The sequence below is a fragment of the Novosphingobium panipatense genome (assembly GCF_900182875.1).
Taxonomy (GTDB): Bacteria; Pseudomonadota; Alphaproteobacteria; order Sphingomonadales; family Sphingomonadaceae; genus Novosphingobium; species Novosphingobium panipatense.
Genome location: NZ_FXUI01000002.1, coordinates 316408 through 332366 on the forward strand (window position 1 = coordinate 316408; position 15959 = coordinate 332366).

Below are 15959 nucleotides of genomic sequence, written 5' to 3' on the forward strand. Positions count from 1 at the left end.
ATCGTGTTCAGGTTTGTCCCCGTTCCGGCCTCTCGAAGCCGGCGAGGTAATCTTCGATTCGCTCAGGATCGAAGATCCGCCCGTCGAAGAACCTGTCCGGGCCCAGCATCAGGTCGCCCTTGCGCGAGCCCACGCCGAGCGGCGCCGCCACGGCGCCTTCCAGCTTCATGCTGGCGCCCGGCATCGGCAGGTCGCTGCCGGCCAGTGCGCGACGGTAGACATCCGGCCGGAACACGGCGGCCGCCCTGCCCTCCGCCTCCGCAGAGGGTTCGACCATGTTCCAGCGCACGAGCTGCGAATATATCCACAACGCCTGACTGCGCCATGGGAAAGGCGTTGCCTCCCGGGAGAAAAGCATGAAATCCGGAGTGGAAACCGGCGCATCGCCGGCGCGCGGAACGATGGAACCGGTCAGGCCGCGCAGGATCAGCTCGGAAGGCTGGCCGACGTAGCGTGTTTCCGCGAGCATGTCTGCCAGCGTTTCCCTGTTTTCAGGCGCATCGCACCAGACGGCGGCCCGGGCGAGCGCGCGCAGCAGGCGGTCGGTCGTCTCCGGGTTCTCCTCCAGCCATGCCTTGCGAAAGGCCAGCACCTTCTCGACGCCGCGCTGCCAGATGCGCTGGCCGATGGCCACCGCCTCCGCCGTACCTAAATCGACAGCCGCGCTGCCCCAGGGTTCTCCTGCGATGAAGCCGTCGATCTCACCAGCCTGGATCGCTTCGACCATCAACGATGGCGGCAGGACGCGCAGGGTCACATCGCGATCAGGATCGACGCCCGCAGTGGAGAGCCAGTAGCGCAGTATCAGAGCGTGGCTGGAGAACCGGTGAACCACGCCGATGACGGGCTTGCGCCGCCACAGCCCGATCGCGGCCGCAAAGTCATGCGCCGTGCCGGTCGGGTCTGCGAGCCGCGCCACCGGATCGGGAGCCAGGGCGGCGGCGAACTCCTTCGTCATCACCAGCAGGTTGCCGTTGACGCCCAGCTTGAACGGAGCGGCCAGCGCCGCCGGCTGCTGGCTCAGGCCCAATGTTACCGCCACGGCCAGCGGAGCCAGCATATGCGCGGCCTGCACCTGTCCATACACGAGCCGGTCGCGCAGCGTTGCCCAGCTGGTCGTCCGCACGAGATCAAGCGACAGGCCCTCCTGTTCGGCAAACCCCTGCTCACGCGCTGCGGCAAGAACCGCCACGTCGTTGAGCGGCAGGAAGGCAATGCGAAGGTTGGTCGTCATCATACCCCTCCCAGCAGGTCGCTGGCTGTTATCAGTGCCTGCGCCACGTCGACGATCTTCTTGCCCTGGTTCATCGCGGTCGAGCGAAGGAGAGCGTAAGCATCCTGTTCGGACAGGCCGCGCTGGTTCATCAGGATCGATTTGGCGCGGTCGATCACCTTGCGATCGGCAAGCTGGGTTCGGGCGTCCTCTAGTTCCGCCTGCATGCGGGAGAACGCGTTGAAGCGCCGCACCGCGAGTTCCAGCACCGGCTTGACGCGTTCCTTGCGCAAGCCGTCGACGACGTAGGCCGACACTCCGGCATCGATGGCAGCGCCGATCATCGTTTCGTCGGACTGGTCCACGAACATCGCGATGGGGCGGGCGAGCGCGCGGCTGACGGTGAGCATTTCCTCCAGTGTGTCGCGGCTGGGGCTGCCAAGGTCCATCAGCACGACATCGGGAGCCATGCGTTCGAGCCGGGCGACGAAGGCGCCGCGCGGCGGGACGATGTGAATGTCGTCGTAGCCGGCATCGCGCAGCCCCTCTTCGAGTACGGTCGCGCGAAGGCCGCTGTCGTCGATGATGACAATGCGCATGGGAGCCCCCCTCGCCGCACCCTTGCCGTAGAAAGACGTGATCGGTCAACGGCGCGCAAGAGGAGTGTTCATCCGCCGGCATTTTGTTCTCGAGTAGCTTCAGGCAGGTGTGCGCGATCCGGGCCAGGCCGCGTAGCCTGCCTGAAGCCGCGTTTCGTCAGGCGGACCGCGCCTCCTGGTAGGCCTGAGCTTCCGCGGCGATGAGAATGTCCGCGAGCATCCAGTAAGCCTCGCCCCAGGCGGCAAGCACATCATCGGTCGCCACATCCTCCCCCAGCACATCGCGGATGGCCGGGAGCAGCGCCGCGGCGACCTGCGGGTAGTGCTCGGCCTTCACGCCCGTTTCCACATGGCGCGCCACCATCCGCTGCACGGCTGGTCCAAGATTCTGCAGCTTGTCGATGTTCTTGGCGTAAGCAAGGATGGCGCCGGCCAGACGCCTCGGCTGCTCGCCGCTTTCCTGCGCGGCGCGATCGAACATGGCTGCGATCTCCGGATCCTGCAGCAGGCGTGCATACATGGCGGTGGTGATGTCCACCCCATACTGCTCGATGGCGGGAGCCGTGCTCTTGACGATCTGCATGGCGGCAGGAGAGACGGTTCGCATTAGGTGCTCCTTTGTCTTTCTGAAAATGAGGCATTGAGGTCGGCACCGGCTCCGGCACCGGCTCCGGCTGTCATGGGAGCCTGAGGAACTCGACGTGAAAACGCACTGGTCCGAGCGGCTCCACATGGTGAAGGATGGTGGGCTCCACCACGCCGGGCTCGGCCGACGGGGTCAGGATACGTTCCGTTGGCGTTCGCTGATGGTCCGTGACGACATAGCGCAACGTTCCATGTTCCACACGGATCAGCCCCCAGGCACCTGCCTTCGTCGCGTGGTCCTTCCGAAGAGCATCAGGAATCGTCGTCTCGGTGAAAGTCGGCGTCCTTTGGTAGGCAACGGCACCCGGGGGAATTGTCGCACTCATGCCGATTTCCTGTCGCGGTAGAAGCTCATCCCCAGCTGCAGGCTTTCAGCGATGCGGTCCGCCTTCTCCTGAAGCATGGCGGCCATGGCCGGCTCGAAAAGTTCGCTCGTGGTCTGGCGCCAGATATCAAGCCAGCGGCCGAACGCTTCACGACTCATGCGGTTCTCATGGCGCACGTGGGCGATCATCGGCTGCCCCTTGTAGCGCCCGCTTGCGAGCAGCACCGATGACCAGAAATCCTGTAGCGTCGCCAGATGATGAGCCCAGTCGGTGACAGCGTCGTTGAAGATGGGTCCAAGCAGGCTGTCCTGCCTGACGCGCCCGTAGAAGGTCGGCACCAGCCGGGCGATGTCTTCTTCCCTGATGGGGCTGTGTGCCATATCAGGCGGCCTTGCTGGACGTGAGAAGAGCGTGAAGCGCGACTGGAAGTTCGTCTCCCAGCAATGGCTTTTCGATGATGGCGACATCGAAGGCCTCCGCGCGGCGCTGCAATCGCGGCGTGGGGTTGGTCGCCAGAAGGACCGCCGGCGCCTTGATCCCGTCGGCGCGAAGCTGTGCGAGGAAAGCGAGTCCATCGGCCCTGTATCGCTGGTCGATCACAAGGCATGAGGCTGCAGCGCTCAGTCCAGAGGTGCTGCCATCCTCGGCCATAAACCCCTGGAGCGTGAGCGCAAACTGCAGGGAGGACAGGACTGCCTGATCGCTCTCGAACAGCAGGATGGAATGATCCTCGTGCATGCCCTGTCCTCCCCGCCGTGCCTGCAGTCAGGCAGCCTTCTTCCAGTTGGGCAAAAGCTCCGCATGCGGCGGGCACTTGGCAATGGCGCCGACTGGCAACCCGGCCAATTCGTTGGCGAAGCCATGGTTGACGTCGCGGTGATGCGCTTCGTCAGCGCGGACAACCAGCACCACGTCGCGCAGCGTGGCGTCTTCTGGCAGACCCCAGTAGCGGCGGGCGATCTCGGGTGCCGGAACATTCGGGCTGCGCCCCTCATCGATTTCGGCGAGGTAGTGCGTGTAGCTGATCACGGCTTCCTCCTCGAAGTAGCCGACCACGCGGTGAGCGGTCTTCGCGCTGACGAGGTAGAGGGCGAAGAAGAACACGTAGAAGACCCACTGCACGCCGATGATCACCGCGCGTTCGAACCACGTGGGCTTGGAGACCTCGATAAAGGTCATGAGGTGCATACGCTCGTTTTCGGCCTCGTCCATGAGCGTCCTGATCCACCCCCTGTCGTCGCACATCCGACGCAGGCACGTGAGGTGGTTGATCGTCGCGCCGACCATACCGGGAACAGCGGCGACCGTTTCCAGAACCACGGCACGGTGACCATAGCGCTGTGCGAAGAAAGTGTCAGCGCACCAGCGCAGCACCTTGGTGAAGCCGAGCGCGACCTTGTCCGAAAGGCCGCCGGCCTTATGATGGACCCCAAGATCGATGAACGGTGCAGTCATTGAACGTCTCCGGTTCGCGGCACGATTGCTTGTGTGCCGCCGATGCGCCGTAGGTAGGGGATCAGAAGAGGTGCCAAAATTTGGATGATGTCCCTACCGAGCGGCCCCTAAGGGGTTTACCGGAGGTGGGGCGTGGCCGCTTCGCCAGCCGCTTCCTGCCCCGCCTGTCTCTTCCGGTCGCCCTGTTCCTGGCTCTCATCGCCATTGCAGGCGGTTCCGCGGTCCGGCTGCTGTTCGCTCATGATCTTGGATCGAGAGCGACGTTCATCTTTTTCGTCCCCGGAGTCGTTGTCGCGAGTGCGCTCTCTGGCTTTCGCGCCGGCGCTCTCGCCGCGTTTGCCGGTGCGGCCGCGGGGTTGCTGTGCGATCGCCTGACGGGGCCGGTCGAAAATGGCAGTCTGATCGCTGCGGCTGCTTTCGTGGTAATCGGCCTCGCCATCGCGGTCGGCGGCGAGTGGTTCCAGAGGGCGCGCCTCGACACCGAAGCCGCCGGCGCGGAGTTGGCGAACCGGGAGGCCCACCTGCGTTCGATCCTCGACACGGTTCCTGACGCGATGGTCGTCATTGACGGAGACGGCCTGATCCGTGACTTCAGCCCCGCTGCGGAACAGATGTTCGGCTGGCGCGCCGACGAGATCGCGGGCAAGAACGTCGAAGTGCTGATGCCGGAACCTTACCGCTCCGCGCACGACGGATACCTGGAACGCTACTACCGCACGGGTGAAAGGCGCATCATCGGCCATGGCCGGATCGTGGTTGGCGAGCGGCGCGACGGCTCCACCTTTCCGATCGAGCTGGCGGTAGGCGAAGTGCAGGTCAATGGCAGCCGCTTCTTCACCGGTTTCATACGCGACCTGACCGAGCGCCAGCATGCGGAAGCCCGGCTGCAGGAGATGCAGAACGAGCTGGTCCACATCTCCCGTCTCACCGCCCTGGGCGAAATGGCCTCGGCTCTGGCACATGAACTGAACCAGCCCCTTTCCGCGATCGCGAACTATCTGAAGGGTAGCCGGATGCTCCTCGAGCGGGAGGAGGTTGCCAACTCCCGTGTGATCGACGCTGTCGGGCGAGCGGCTGCCGAGGCCCTGCGAGCGGGCGACATCATCCGGCGCCTCCGCGACTTCGTCGCACGCGGAGAGACCGAGCGTTCCCTCGAAAGCCTGCCCAGGCTCGTGGAGGAGGCAAGCGCGCTGGCACTTGTCGGGGCGAAGGACTACGGCATACGCGTGCAATATGACTTCAGCGAGCAGGTCGACCGCGTATTGGCGGACAAGGTTCAGGTGCAGCAGGTCGTCCTCAACCTTGTTCGAAACGCGGTCGATTCGATGAGCGCTTCGAATCTGGAAAAACGCGAGCTAACAGTGTGCATCGAGCCGTTCGAGGGCGAGATGGCACGTGTGACGGTGGGCGACACTGGGCCAGGCATTTCCTCCGAGGTTGCCGATCGCCTGTTTCAGCCCTTCATCACGACCAAGCGAACCGGGATGGGAGTTGGTTTGTCAATTTCGCGCACCATTGTCGAAGCCCACGGCGGCCGCATCTGGGCCGAGCCGGCGGAAGGGGGCGGTGCGTTGTTCCGCTTCACGCTGCCGCGCGTGGAAAAAGAAGGTCTTTACGATGTCCCGTGATCCCATCGTTTACGTCATTGATGACGATGAAAGCGTGCGCCACTCGCTGGAATTCCTGCTCGATGTGGCGGGTATCCGGGTCCGCTCCTTCGCTTCAGCCGATGCTTTCCTGAAATCGGCTCCCCCCCTTGCCGGTGCCTGCGTAGTCACCGATGTGAGGATGCCGGGCATGACGGGCGTGGAACTCGCCGAGGAACTGCGGCGCAGGTCGGCAGGCACGCCCGTGATCGTGGTGACCGGCCATGCCGACGTACCCCTCGCCATCCAGGCGATGAAGGCAGGAGTTGCCGATTTCATCGAAAAGCCGTTCGACGACGACGTCATGATCACCGCCATTTGCGATGCGCTTGCGAGGCACAGCGACGAGGAGACGGCAGGAGCCGAGCGGCAGGCGGTACTCGATCGTATCGACACTCTCAGCCCCAGGGAGCGAGAGGTTATGGATGGCCTTGTTGCGGGGCAGGCGAACAAGGCGATTGCCTTCGACCTGGAGATCAGCGCCCGAACGGTCGAGGTCTATCGCGCGAACGTGATGATGAAGATGCAGGCGAGGACGCTGTCCGATCTGGTGAGGATGGTGACGATCGCGCGGCTGGGATGACGGACCGAGGGGTGGCGACGCCTCAGTCGGACCGGCGATTGCATCACCTCACTGCGGGAGCACGCAACTTCACATCTGCTCTTCCCGATTGGGAACCCGTCAGGCGCCTGTGATTCACAATCTTAGCTGTGTTCGAATGAGGCGAGGATAGGGCACGGTCCGTCCGATCCGTCTGCGCACTCCCGGGCGAGACGAAGAAGTGAAGCGCGCGCCTCCTCCAGTTCCGCGATCTTCAGGTCCAGGGCGGCGATGCGTTCGTGCGCCAGCGCGCGAGCCCGTGCCCGGTCGTCGGTGGCATCCAGAGCCAGCAGTTCGGCAATCTGCTCCAGCGTGAACCCTGCGGCCTGGCCCGAACGGATGAACCGAAGCCGGCGCACGTCCTCCTCAGCGTAACGCCGTACACCGCCCGCATGGCCGGCGCCGCCCGGCCGGTCAGGCGTCTGCAGAAGACCGCGGCGCTGGTAGTAGCGCACCGTCTCGACGCCAACGTTCCCCGCACGCGCGAGTCCGGCGATCGTCAGTACTGCCATGTCTTGACTCCGTACCATGGTACAGACCCTATATGCGTGGCAGCACAAGGAAAACAAGGTGAAAGCTGCCGCATGATCTCGCTCGCCGACCCGCGCCGCGCCATTCTCTACCGCATGGTCATGGAGACGCATGTCTGCCCCTACGGCCTCAAGGCCAAGGATTTTCTGCGCCGCCAGGGCTACGAAGTTGAGGATCACTGGCTGCAAACACGAGAAGAAACCGACGCCTTCAAGGCGGAACACGGGGTTAAAACCACGCCGCAGATCTTCATCGCAGGCGAGCGTGTGGGGGGCTACGACGACCTTCGCCGGCATTTCGGCAAGACGGTCCCGGATCCCAGGGCCACCTCCTACAAACCCGTAATTGCCCTCTTTGCCGTGACTGCGCTGATGGCGCTGGCGGTAAGCTACGCCGTATACGGAACGCCATTTACCATCCGCGCCGGTGAATGGTTTATCGGCTTCAGCATGGCCGTGCTCGCTCTTCTCAAACTCCAGAACGTCGAGAGCTTCGCTACCATGTTTCTCAACTACGACCTGCTGGCACGGCGCTGGGTGCCCTACTCCTACGTCTATCCCTTTGCGGAAGGACTGGCCGGCGTGCTGATGATAGCAGGCGTGTTGACCTGGCTTTCCGTGCCAACGGCGCTGTTCATCGGAACCGTGGGCGCCGTGTCCGTTTTCAAGGCGGTCTACCTGGACCGCAGGGAACTGAAATGCGCCTGCGTCGGCGGGTCCAGCAATGTGCCGCTGGGATTCGTGTCGCTCACCGAGAACCTGATGATGATCGCCATGGCGGTCTGGATGGGCCTGTCTGCGGCTGTTTGATCGGAAGCGGTGGGCCGTTCGCGGCCACGATATGTTATCGACGCTTGCGCGGTGTCCCCCCCTCCCGTTTGACCCGTGCTTCGCTCCCGCTAACATGATTACGAATTTACGCGATCACATATGAGAGGGCGGGAAGTGGGAGCTATCGCAATCGTGACGGGCGCCAGCCGGGGCGCCGGTCGGGGAATAGCCGTGGCTCTGGGCTCCCACGGCTGCACGGTCTATGTCACAGGACGTTCGGAAAACGAAGGCGACGCGGAAGTTCCCGGCACCATCCACGCCACGGCTCGCGAAGTAACGGAAGCCGGCGGGCAAGGCATCGCCGTTCGCTGCGACTCCTCGGACGACGACCAGATCAGGGCGCTGATCGAGCGGGTGATCGCGGAGCAAGGGCGGATCGACATTCTCGTCAACAACGCCGCTTGGCAGGGCAGTGCCCTCACCGCGCACTCCGGCCAGTTCTGGGAAAAGGCACTCGAAGTGGCCGACATGATCACGGTCGGGGCACGCAGCGGCTTCGTCACCGCGTGGTACGCCGCGCCACATATGGTCCGGCAGGACAAGGGGCTGATCCTCTTCACGTCCTCCCCGGGTTCGATGCACTACTGCATGGGTCCCAGCTACGGCGCTCACAAGGCCGCGGTGGACAAGATGGCATTCGACATGGGTACGGATTTTGCAGATGCCGGTGCCAACGTGGCCTGCACCTCCGTCTGGATGGGCGCCCTCACGACCGAGCGCATGGCCGGCATGCTCGAAGCGAGGCCAGAGTTGCGCCGGCAATTGGAAGGCACGTTGGAATCCGCCGGCTATACCGGCCATCTGGCATGGGCCATGTTCAACGATCCCGCCATGGTGGCCCGGTTCAACGGCAAGACGGTGATCGGAGCGGAGGTCGGCCGGGACTACGGCATCACGGATATCGGCGGGAAGTACCCCCCGTCCGTCCGCGCTGGCACCGGAGCGTCGCCGCCGCAGTATGCCTCCTACAAAGTGAAAATGTAAGCCGTAGAACCCGAGGGCGCGATGCCCCGCGGGCCTGATGAGCACAACCGATCGGGGGAGAGACGACGATGGCGCACGGCGAAGCTGCCACGATAGAAACCATCGCGACCGGGCTATATCTTGAAGGTCTGGCGATTGATCACCGGCGTGACATCATCTGGTACAGCGATGTCATCGGCGGGGGCGTTCACGGCGTGAAGCCCGACGGGACCAGCGTCACGTCCTTCAACACTGACCGAAAATGGACGGGCGGCGTTCTGGTGAACGCGGATGGGGCGGTGCTTTCGACGGGCGAAGGTGGGATCATGTGGAACGATCCCGACACGGGAAGGTCAGGCTGGCTGTTGCAGCAGATCGATGGCAAGCCCATCAACGGCGTGAACGAGTTGGCGCCCGATGGTGCAGGCGGCATGTTTTTCGGCACCATCGATATCGAGATGGTCATCGCCGGGAAGGCGACGGGCCCCACCCGAATCTACCGCCTGACCGCCGAGGGCGAGGTGATCCTGCTTGCCGATATTGGCTTTAGCAATGGCATCATGTTCGATGCCGGGCGAAACCGCTTCTACTGCAACGACACCTTCCGGGGCACCTGGGCATTCGACGTGAGCGCGGACCTTTTGCTTTCAAATCGCCGGCTCGTTCTTGAGAAGGAGGACGCAGACGGCATGGCGCTCGACGTTGACGGCAATGTCTGGATCACGGGCTTCCGCTCAAGCGCCTTTACCCGTCTCACTTCCGGCGGGAGTGAGCTTGCGCCTTACCCGGGAGCTGCCGGCTCGATCACCCAGCTTCGCTTCGGCGGCGAAGACATGCGCGATATGTATTTCAATGTAGTTCCGGCCGACGGCGGTGACACGCTCAAGGTAGGGGGAAATATCTCCGCGCCGCACTCCTTCCTTCTTCGTGGGCGATCGGACGTTCCCGGAATGAAGTTGCCACCTACGCGGTTCAAGCTGGGGTAAACAGGCCGGCAGCGTCGATCTACCTGCCCGACTGCTTCATGAAGAGAAAACAGGCGGATCCCCCAGCCCTGCAGGGCAAGACTGGGGAATATCCCGATCAATCTTCCAGCTTGCGCGCGAGATAAGTCATCCACAAGGCGCTGGTCTTGGCCGACTGCTTGATGTCGGCGCCCGATCCGTGCCCGCCTTCGGTGTTCTCGTAGTAGTAGAACGGCAGGCCGAGATCCTCCATGCGCGCGGCGAACTTACGCGCGTGCTGGGGGCCGGTACGATCGTCGCGCGTGGTGGTGAAGATGTACGGCTCCGGGTATTTTCCGCCCTTTTTGAGGGCATGGTAAGGAGAATTCTTCAGCCAGAAAGCACGCGCCTCAGGATCGGCATAGACATCGCCATATTCACCCTGCCAGCTCGCGCCGGCGGCGATCTTGCTGATGCGGATCATATCGAGCAGCGGCACCTGGATCACCACCGCATTGTACAGCTCAGGAAACTGAGTCATCTGCACACCCATCAGCAGCCCGCCGTTGGAACCGCCCACGATGCCCAGCTTCTTCGGCGTAGTGACCTTGCGCGCGATCATGTCCCGCGCAACGCTGGCGAAGTCGTCATAAGCGATCTGGCGCTTGGTCTTGAGGGCTGCCTGATGCCAGTCAGGGCCGAACTCGCCACCACCGCGGATGTTGGCCACCGCGTATGCGCCGCCCCGCTCCAGCCACAGCTTTCCGGTAGTGCCCGAGTAGGAGGGCGTGGAGCTTACCTGAAAGCCACCGTACGCGTTGAGGAGGACAGGCGTGGAGCCATTGAGCGGCATGTCCTTGCGATGGACAAGGAAGTACGGAACCATCGTTCCATCGGTGGACTTCGCTTCGAACTGGTCAACCACCAGGTTGCTGGCGTCGAAACGCGCCGGCAGGCTCTTGATCGGCTCGGCGGACGCGGATGCGGCATCTACGAGATAGAGGCTGCTCGGGGTCGTGAAGCCTTCGGCCGCTGCAAAGACCAGGTTGCTGCGGGTGTCCGCCGAACCGAAGCCGAGCGCCAGCTTGTCCGGAAGCGGCAGCTTCGTGGCTTTCCAGGTACCATCTTCGGTCGGCTCCAGCGAAAGCAGACTGCCGTTCACGTTGTCGAGGATCGAGAGCAGCAGGCGGTCACGGCTGGTCGAAACCCCCTCCAGCGCCTGTCGCGCACCCGGCTTCCAGGCCAGCCGCGCCCTGATCGCATCAGGGTGAGCGATCACGTCGTCGAGAGGCGCCGTTGCGACGGCGCCGGAAGGCAAGTCCCCCCAGGCTTCATCGAGGCTGAACACAACCTGGCCTGCCACCAGCCCGGCAACGGAAACCTTCTGCGGTATCTTGAGTTCACGCGGCTTGCCGTCCTTGCCCAGAACAAGCGTGCGCGAATGGAAAAAGTCGAGCGCCTGCACGATAAGCGTGAGTGACCGGCCCTGACCATCATGCAGCACGGACGGCGCAGTGGCGACGTCGCTCTTCTGGCCACGATAAAGCTCGACCGCTTCGGACAGTGGGCGTCCACGGGCGACACGCTTCACCACATAAGCGTAGCCGGAAGCGGTTACATCGCCAGGCGTCCATTCGGTTGCTAGCAACAGATGATCGGCGTCCTCCCAGGCAACTCCCTGCTTGGCGCGCGGTATGCGGAAGCCCCCTTCCACGAACGTCCCGGAAACAAGGTCGAATTCGCGCAGTTCGACGGCATCTTCGCCGCCGTTCGAAAGCGAGATGAGGCACCGGCGCTGCTCGGGCTCGAGGCAGCTGGCGCCTTTGAAGACCCAGCTCTTCCCTTCCGCCTTGCCGAGTGCGTCGATATCCAGCACCGTTTCCCACTTCGGCTCCGCGCTGCGATAGTCCGCCAGCGTCGTGCGGCGCCAGATGCCCCGCAGGTGCTGCTCATCCTGCCAGAAGTTGTAGATCTGGCCGTTCAGGAAGCGCGGTGCCGGGATGCGGTCCTTCGCACCCATGATGGCAAGGGCTTCGTTGTAGAAGCGCTGATAGCGGGGGTCTGCCTGCAGGCGCTGTTCGGTGGTGGCGTTGTGCGACTTCACCCACTCCATGGAGCGTGCGCTGTCGAGATCTTCCAGCCAGATCAACGAGTCTGCGGGATCGCGCGGGTCGGCGGGTGCGGGTGTTGCAGCGTAAGACATGGAGGTGGAACTCAGAAGGACAAGAGTGGTGGCCAGGGCAAATCGCAATGTCTTGTACAAGGAAGATTTCCTTTGAGATGGAATACCCTAACACTAGCGTCGCAAACGCATGAGGCAAGATCCTGCGGGGCATCCCCTCAGGCGACTGCAGGCAGGGCCTGGAGCCACCCCTTCGCGCGCAGTTCCGCCACCGCAGAGCGGGCAACGGGCACTTCCCGCCCATCCGACAACCTTAGACGCACGTTACGACCTTCTCGGATAACGAGAGTGACGGCAGCGGTGGCGACCCACCAACTGCGGTGCACCCGCTCACCCTGGCCTGCAAGCTGCGTCACGGCATCGCGCATACGCATGAGCAGGAGGACGTTGCCCAAGGTGGTATAGACCCTGACATAATGATCCTCGTTCCTCAGGCAAATCACCTCCGTACCCAGGTGGGGTGGGAGAAGCTTATTGAACTCGGCCGGGCTGCCTGCTTCGATCGTCAGGCCGTTCACCGGACGGGATAGGTCTCCGCCGTTGTCCAGCGGCTGAAGCAGCGACGCCGCCCCGCCCGACGTGTCCGGTGAGCAAACACCCTTCACTGCAGGCTGCCCCTTGCAAGCCAGCAATTGGACCACCGTCACCGTCGCACCCACGATCAGGACCTGAATGTAGATCAACGCGAGTTGGTCGATCGTCATCTCCCTCCAGTGCACGCCGCCGAACACGAGTGCGGCGGCAACACTAGTCGGCACCGCGCCGAGCAGGCAGGCAACCGCGAGCGCTGCAGACTGCGAGAGCCCTGTGCGATCGGCCAGAGCCTGCCCGGCCCAAATGACTGGGCGGAAGAATGCGTATCCAGTCAGCAGAAGAAGCGCCCAATGAAGGAACCTGGACGTCAGCGGTGACGCGTAGGAGCTGAACGGGCCAAGTGCGGTCATGGCCAGGATTATTCCGGAGAGCACGAGCATCTCCCGGCGCCATCGGGGCACACCCTGCGGGCGGCCGTCCAGTTCACGCTTCGCGAATGGCACCGGCATCACCGTCCTGCCCCACCCGCGAATGCCGCGGTGCCAGACACGAAGCGGCGCTGGCGCTTGCCCGCATAGGGCCTAGCGTGCGGCAAGAAGGAGACATTCATGAACATACTTGCACGCTCCAGGATCGCGGGGCCAGATTACGACCGGAGGATCGTCATTGCAGGTGCGATCGCCGGGGGCGCCATACTGCTGGCTCTAATCCAAGGCCTTGCAGGCGGAGCCGCGGGAAGGTCAAGTGGCAGCGGCTTCTGGCTGACGCTGCACCTGCTCTCCGTGATCCCCGCCTTGCCGGTGGGTGCCTACGTCCTGCTGCGCCGCAAGGGAGACAAGGCCCATCGCACGGCGGGACGGATCTGGGGGGGCCTGATGATGGTGGCGGCGCTCTCCAGTTTCGGACTGCCTGGCGGCCTCGGTCTTATCCATGGGCTGTCCGTGCTGGTGTTGGTGATGATCCCACGCGGCATCCTGCAAGCCCGGCGGGGGAACATTGCGGCGCATCGCCGCACGATGTCGCTCACTTACCTGTCTCTTGCGGTGGCCGGCATGTTCACGCTGCTGCCCGGCCGCCTGCTGGGCTCATGGCTCTTCGGATGACCCGCCGCATTGCGATCTGCGAGAGGTCTGAGCCCTGCAAGCCCTCTGATTTCGCACCGCAAAGCTTGCGTCTGACAAGCATCTGCGCTTGAAGCTTGGGCATCGACCACTTCGGCGGTGTGCTCGCGTCCGCAGCACGTCCGCCGGATCAGGAGAACCACTCGATGAAGACCCGCCTCATGGCCGCTGCCGCCCCACTCGTCCTCGGCGCCGGCCTGCTTGGAGGAATTCCCGTGACAGCTTTTGCCAAGGATGCCGCTACGGCAACCGTTGCGACATATTCCGGCCCCTTCGCCAAGCCCAGCACCCTGGATCTCCAGGCGCCTGACTTCACCGCTTACAAGGATACCGACTGGCAGCCCGCGATCGAAGCGGGAATTGCGGCCAAGCGCCAGGAGATCCGCGCGATCACTCTCGCCCGTTCCGCGCCCACGTTCGAGAACACCATCGTTGCCATCGAGCGGTCAGGCGACCTGCTGGGCCGTGTGTACAGCGTCTTCGGCCAGTTGACCTCCGCCAACACCAACGACACGCTCGACGCGGTGGATACGGCGGTCAGCCCGCTGATCAGCGCCCTCAACGACGACATCTACCTCGACGAACGGCTTTTCGCCCGCGTCAAGGCCGTCCACGACAGCCCGCAGGGCAAGGCGCTGACGGGCGAAGACGCCATGCTCCTGCAGACGACCTACGACAAGTTCGTTCATCGCGGCGCCCTGCTGTCTTCCGCGCAGAAGACCGAGCTCAAGGCGATGAACCTGGAGATCGCCAAGCTTGAGACCGCCTTCTCGCAGAAGCTGACAACGGCCACCGCAGCCAAGGCGCCCGTTTTCGACACTGCAGCAGAGCTGGCGGGCCTTTCGCAGGCAGAGATCGCCGCCGCCGCCGCCCTCGCCACCGAGAAGGGCCACCCCGGCAAGTTCATGCTGGCGCTCAACAACACCACTCAGCAAGCGGCCCTGAGCAGTCTGACGAACCGAACCAGCCGCAAACGGTTGTGGGATGCCAGCGTCAACCGCACCTCGGGCGGGGACGCCTATGACACGACGGCGATGGTCACGCAGATAGCGACCTTGCGCGCGCGCAAGGCGAAGCTGGTCGGCGCACCCGACTTTGCGACGTACCAGATGTACGACCGCATGGTGAAAACGCCCGGTCAGGCGATGGAGTTCATGAAGGGCTTCGTTCCTGCCCTGCGCGCCACGCAGGACCGTGAGGCGAAGCTGCTGGCCGACGCAGCGAAGGCGGAAGGACAGAGCGAGCCGCTCGCGCCCTGGGACTGGGCCTACTATGCGGAGAAGGTGCGCAAGGCGCGCTACAATCTCGACGAGAACCAGATCAAGCCCTACTTCGAAGTGTGGCGCACGCTGGAGGACGGCGTGTTCTTCGCCGCAAACAAGACCTATGGCCTGACCTTCAAGCGGCGTGCCGATCTGCCGGTCTATCACCCCACGATGCGCGCCTATGAAGTGCACGAGGCGGACGGCACACTGCTGGGCCTGTTCTACTTCGACCCGTTCGCCCGCTCGAACAAGCGCGGCGGTGCCTGGATGAACAACTTCGTCGAGCAGTCCTACCTGCACGGCACGAAGCCCGTCATCACCAACACCTTGAACATCGCTCCTCCCGCAGAGGGCCAGCCCGCGCTTGCCAGCTTCGACGATGTGATGACCATGTTCCACGAGTTCGGGCATGCCCTGCATGGCCTGTTCGCAAGCCAGAAGTACCCTTCGCTCTCCGGCACCAGCACAGCGCGCGACTTCGTGGAGTTCCCCAGCCAGTTCAACGAGAACTTCGGGACGCTGCCGGTCGTGCTGAACAGCTACGCCAAGCACTACCAGACGGGCGCGGTCATTCCCGCCGACCTGGTGACGAAGATCAAGGCGGCTTCCACGTTCAACCAGGGCCTGGGGCTGGGCGAGACCCTGTCGGCAGCGATGCTGGACAACGACTGGCACCAACTCACGCCGGAACAGGCCGCGCAGGCGCCCATGGCGTTCGAGGCCAAGGCTCTCGCGGCGTCCGGCCTCGCCACCGATCTCATCCCGCCCCGCTACCGCACTCCGTACTTCCGCCATATCTGGGACAACGGCTATGCGGCCGGGTACTACTCATACATCTGGACCGAGATGCTCGCGCATGACGGTTGGGACTGGGTCGAGAAGAACGGCGGCATGACGCGCGCGAACGGCGAACATATCCGCAAGACCTTCCTCGGCCAGGGCCATACGAAGGACTTCGGAGAGATGTTCCGCGACTTCACGGGCCACGATCCACAGGTGGAGCCGATGCTGAAGGCTCGCGGCTTGAAGTAAGGCGTCACTGCCCCCGGACGTTCAAGTTCCGGGGGCAGTGCTCCTCACCTGATCAGGGGCACAAGAGCCGGC

17 protein-coding genes are annotated in these 15959 nt (G+C 63.7%); 7 read left to right on the forward strand and 10 right to left on the reverse strand.

Annotated elements, in window-relative coordinates; translation table 11 throughout:
* Positions 1-7: 7 nt before the first annotated feature.
* From QOL62_RS04405 to QOL62_RS04435, 7 genes are all read right to left on the reverse strand, one after another.
* The gene (locus tag QOL62_RS04405; RefSeq protein WP_283405333.1) at positions 8-1234 is read right to left on the reverse strand and encodes a CmpA/NrtA family ABC transporter substrate-binding protein; all 1227 of its coding nucleotides are present in this window, start codon (positions 1232-1234) and stop codon (positions 8-10) included.
* Entirely contained in the window at positions 1234-1812 is a 579-nt protein-coding gene (locus tag QOL62_RS04410) for an ANTAR domain-containing response regulator (protein WP_103729738.1), read from the reverse strand. Before QOL62_RS04410 ends, QOL62_RS04405 begins: the two co-directional genes overlap by 1 nt.
* 157 nt (positions 1813-1969) lie before the next feature.
* Positions 1970-2419, reverse strand: coding sequence for a globin domain-containing protein (locus tag QOL62_RS04415; protein ID WP_103729739.1), 450 nt, complete (start codon positions 2417-2419; stop codon positions 1970-1972).
* A gap of 70 nt (positions 2420-2489) precedes the next feature.
* Positions 2490-2783: a TehB family protein gene (locus QOL62_RS04420; RefSeq protein WP_283405334.1), complete on the reverse strand. Its 294-nt coding sequence runs from the start codon at positions 2781-2783 to the stop codon at positions 2490-2492.
* Positions 2780-3163: a group III truncated hemoglobin gene (locus QOL62_RS04425; RefSeq protein WP_283405335.1), complete on the reverse strand. Its 384-nt coding sequence runs from the start codon at positions 3161-3163 to the stop codon at positions 2780-2782. Before QOL62_RS04425 ends, QOL62_RS04420 begins: the two co-directional genes overlap by 4 nt.
* A gap of 1 nt (position 3164) precedes the next feature.
* A complete protein-coding gene (locus QOL62_RS04430) occupies positions 3165-3521 on the reverse strand; it encodes a DNA-binding transcriptional response regulator (protein WP_283405336.1) in 357 nt (118 codons plus the stop codon).
* A gap of 27 nt (positions 3522-3548) precedes the next feature.
* Positions 3549-4238, reverse strand: coding sequence for an alternative oxidase (locus QOL62_RS04435; RefSeq protein WP_283405337.1), 690 nt, complete (start codon positions 4236-4238; stop codon positions 3549-3551).
* A gap of 125 nt (positions 4239-4363) precedes the next feature.
* Between QOL62_RS04435 and QOL62_RS04440 the strand changes: the two genes are divergently transcribed.
* Positions 4364-5866 carry a sensor histidine kinase gene (locus QOL62_RS04440; protein ID WP_283405338.1) on the forward strand — a complete coding sequence of 501 codons (1503 nt, stop codon included), beginning with the start codon at positions 4364-4366 and terminating at the stop codon, positions 5864-5866.
* A complete protein-coding gene (gene fixJ, locus QOL62_RS04445; RefSeq protein ID WP_283405339.1) occupies positions 5856-6467 on the forward strand; it encodes a response regulator FixJ in 612 nt (203 codons plus the stop codon). Before QOL62_RS04440 ends, fixJ begins: the two co-directional genes overlap by 11 nt.
* Before the next feature lie 122 nt (positions 6468-6589).
* Here fixJ and QOL62_RS04450 read toward each other — a convergent pair whose 3' ends face one another.
* Positions 6590-6997 (reverse strand): MerR family transcriptional regulator, encoded by a 408-nt coding sequence (locus tag QOL62_RS04450; protein WP_283405340.1) that lies wholly within the window; start codon positions 6995-6997, stop codon positions 6590-6592.
* A gap of 72 nt (positions 6998-7069) precedes the next feature.
* Here QOL62_RS04450 and QOL62_RS04455 point away from each other — a divergent pair, with 72 nt between their 5' ends.
* From QOL62_RS04455 to QOL62_RS04465, 3 genes are all read left to right on the forward strand, one after another.
* Positions 7070-7825: a MauE/DoxX family redox-associated membrane protein gene (locus QOL62_RS04455; protein WP_379511633.1), complete on the forward strand. Its 756-nt coding sequence runs from the start codon at positions 7070-7072 to the stop codon at positions 7823-7825.
* A 135-nt stretch (positions 7826-7960) separates the two neighbouring features.
* Positions 7961-8830, forward strand: coding sequence for an SDR family NAD(P)-dependent oxidoreductase (locus tag QOL62_RS04460; RefSeq protein ID WP_346770662.1), 870 nt, complete (start codon positions 7961-7963; stop codon positions 8828-8830).
* Between the two features lie 68 nt (positions 8831-8898).
* Positions 8899-9795 carry an SMP-30/gluconolactonase/LRE family protein gene (locus QOL62_RS04465; RefSeq protein WP_283405342.1) on the forward strand — a complete coding sequence of 299 codons (897 nt, stop codon included), beginning with the start codon at positions 8899-8901 and terminating at the stop codon, positions 9793-9795.
* 97 nt (positions 9796-9892) lie between these two features.
* Here QOL62_RS04465 and QOL62_RS04470 read toward each other — a convergent pair whose 3' ends face one another.
* Entirely contained in the window at positions 9893-11956 is a 2064-nt protein-coding gene (locus tag QOL62_RS04470) for a prolyl oligopeptidase family serine peptidase (RefSeq protein ID WP_283405343.1), read from the reverse strand.
* A gap of 137 nt (positions 11957-12093) precedes the next feature.
* Entirely contained in the window at positions 12094-12978 is an 885-nt protein-coding gene (locus QOL62_RS04475) for a LytTR family DNA-binding domain-containing protein (RefSeq protein ID WP_283405344.1), read from the reverse strand.
* Between the two features lie 99 nt (positions 12979-13077).
* On the opposite strand from QOL62_RS04475, the gene QOL62_RS04480 reads away from it, so the two are divergent.
* Together QOL62_RS04480 and QOL62_RS04485 are read left to right on the forward strand one after the other, a co-directional pair.
* On the forward strand, positions 13078-13572 hold the full coding sequence (locus tag QOL62_RS04480) for a DUF2306 domain-containing protein (RefSeq protein ID WP_283405345.1): 495 nt from the start codon (positions 13078-13080) through the stop codon (positions 13570-13572).
* Positions 13573-13736: 164 nt separating this feature from the next.
* Entirely contained in the window at positions 13737-15887 is a 2151-nt protein-coding gene (locus QOL62_RS04485; RefSeq protein WP_283405346.1) for a M3 family metallopeptidase, read from the forward strand.
* Positions 15888-15959: the final 72 nt, after the last annotated feature.

Coding starts and splice junctions, on each gene's coding strand:
- QOL62_RS04405 (WP_283405333.1), bottom strand. CDS start 1,234: ATGACGACCAACCTTCGCATTGCCTTCCTGCCGCTCAACGACGTGGCG.
- QOL62_RS04410 (WP_103729738.1), bottom strand. CDS start 1,812: ATGCGCATTGTCATCATCGACGACAGCGGCCTTCGCGCGACCGTACTC.
- QOL62_RS04415 (WP_103729739.1), bottom strand. CDS start 2,419: ATGCGAACCGTCTCTCCTGCCGCCATGCAGATCGTCAAGAGCACGGCT.
- QOL62_RS04420 (WP_283405334.1), bottom strand. CDS start 2,783: ATGAGTGCGACAATTCCCCCGGGTGCCGTTGCCTACCAAAGGACGCCG.
- QOL62_RS04425 (WP_283405335.1), bottom strand. CDS start 3,163: ATGGCACACAGCCCCATCAGGGAAGAAGACATCGCCCGGCTGGTGCCG.
- QOL62_RS04430 (WP_283405336.1), bottom strand. CDS start 3,521: ATGCACGAGGATCATTCCATCCTGCTGTTCGAGAGCGATCAGGCAGTC.
- QOL62_RS04435 (WP_283405337.1), bottom strand. CDS start 4,238: ATGACTGCACCGTTCATCGATCTTGGGGTCCATCATAAGGCCGGCGGC.
- fixJ (WP_283405339.1), top strand. CDS start 5,856: ATGTCCCGTGATCCCATCGTTTACGTCATTGATGACGATGAAAGCGTG.
- QOL62_RS04450 (WP_283405340.1), bottom strand. CDS start 6,997: ATGGCAGTACTGACGATCGCCGGACTCGCGCGTGCGGGGAACGTTGGC.
- QOL62_RS04455 (WP_379511633.1), top strand. CDS start 7,070: ATGATCTCGCTCGCCGACCCGCGCCGCGCCATTCTCTACCGCATGGTC.
- QOL62_RS04465 (WP_283405342.1), top strand. CDS start 8,899: ATGGCGCACGGCGAAGCTGCCACGATAGAAACCATCGCGACCGGGCTA.
- QOL62_RS04470 (WP_283405343.1), bottom strand. CDS start 11,956: ATGTCTTACGCTGCAACACCCGCACCCGCCGACCCGCGCGATCCCGCA.
- QOL62_RS04475 (WP_283405344.1), bottom strand. CDS start 12,978: ATGCCGGTGCCATTCGCGAAGCGTGAACTGGACGGCCGCCCGCAGGGT.
- QOL62_RS04480 (WP_283405345.1), top strand. CDS start 13,078: ATGAACATACTTGCACGCTCCAGGATCGCGGGGCCAGATTACGACCGG.
- QOL62_RS04485 (WP_283405346.1), top strand. CDS start 13,737: ATGAAGACCCGCCTCATGGCCGCTGCCGCCCCACTCGTCCTCGGCGCC.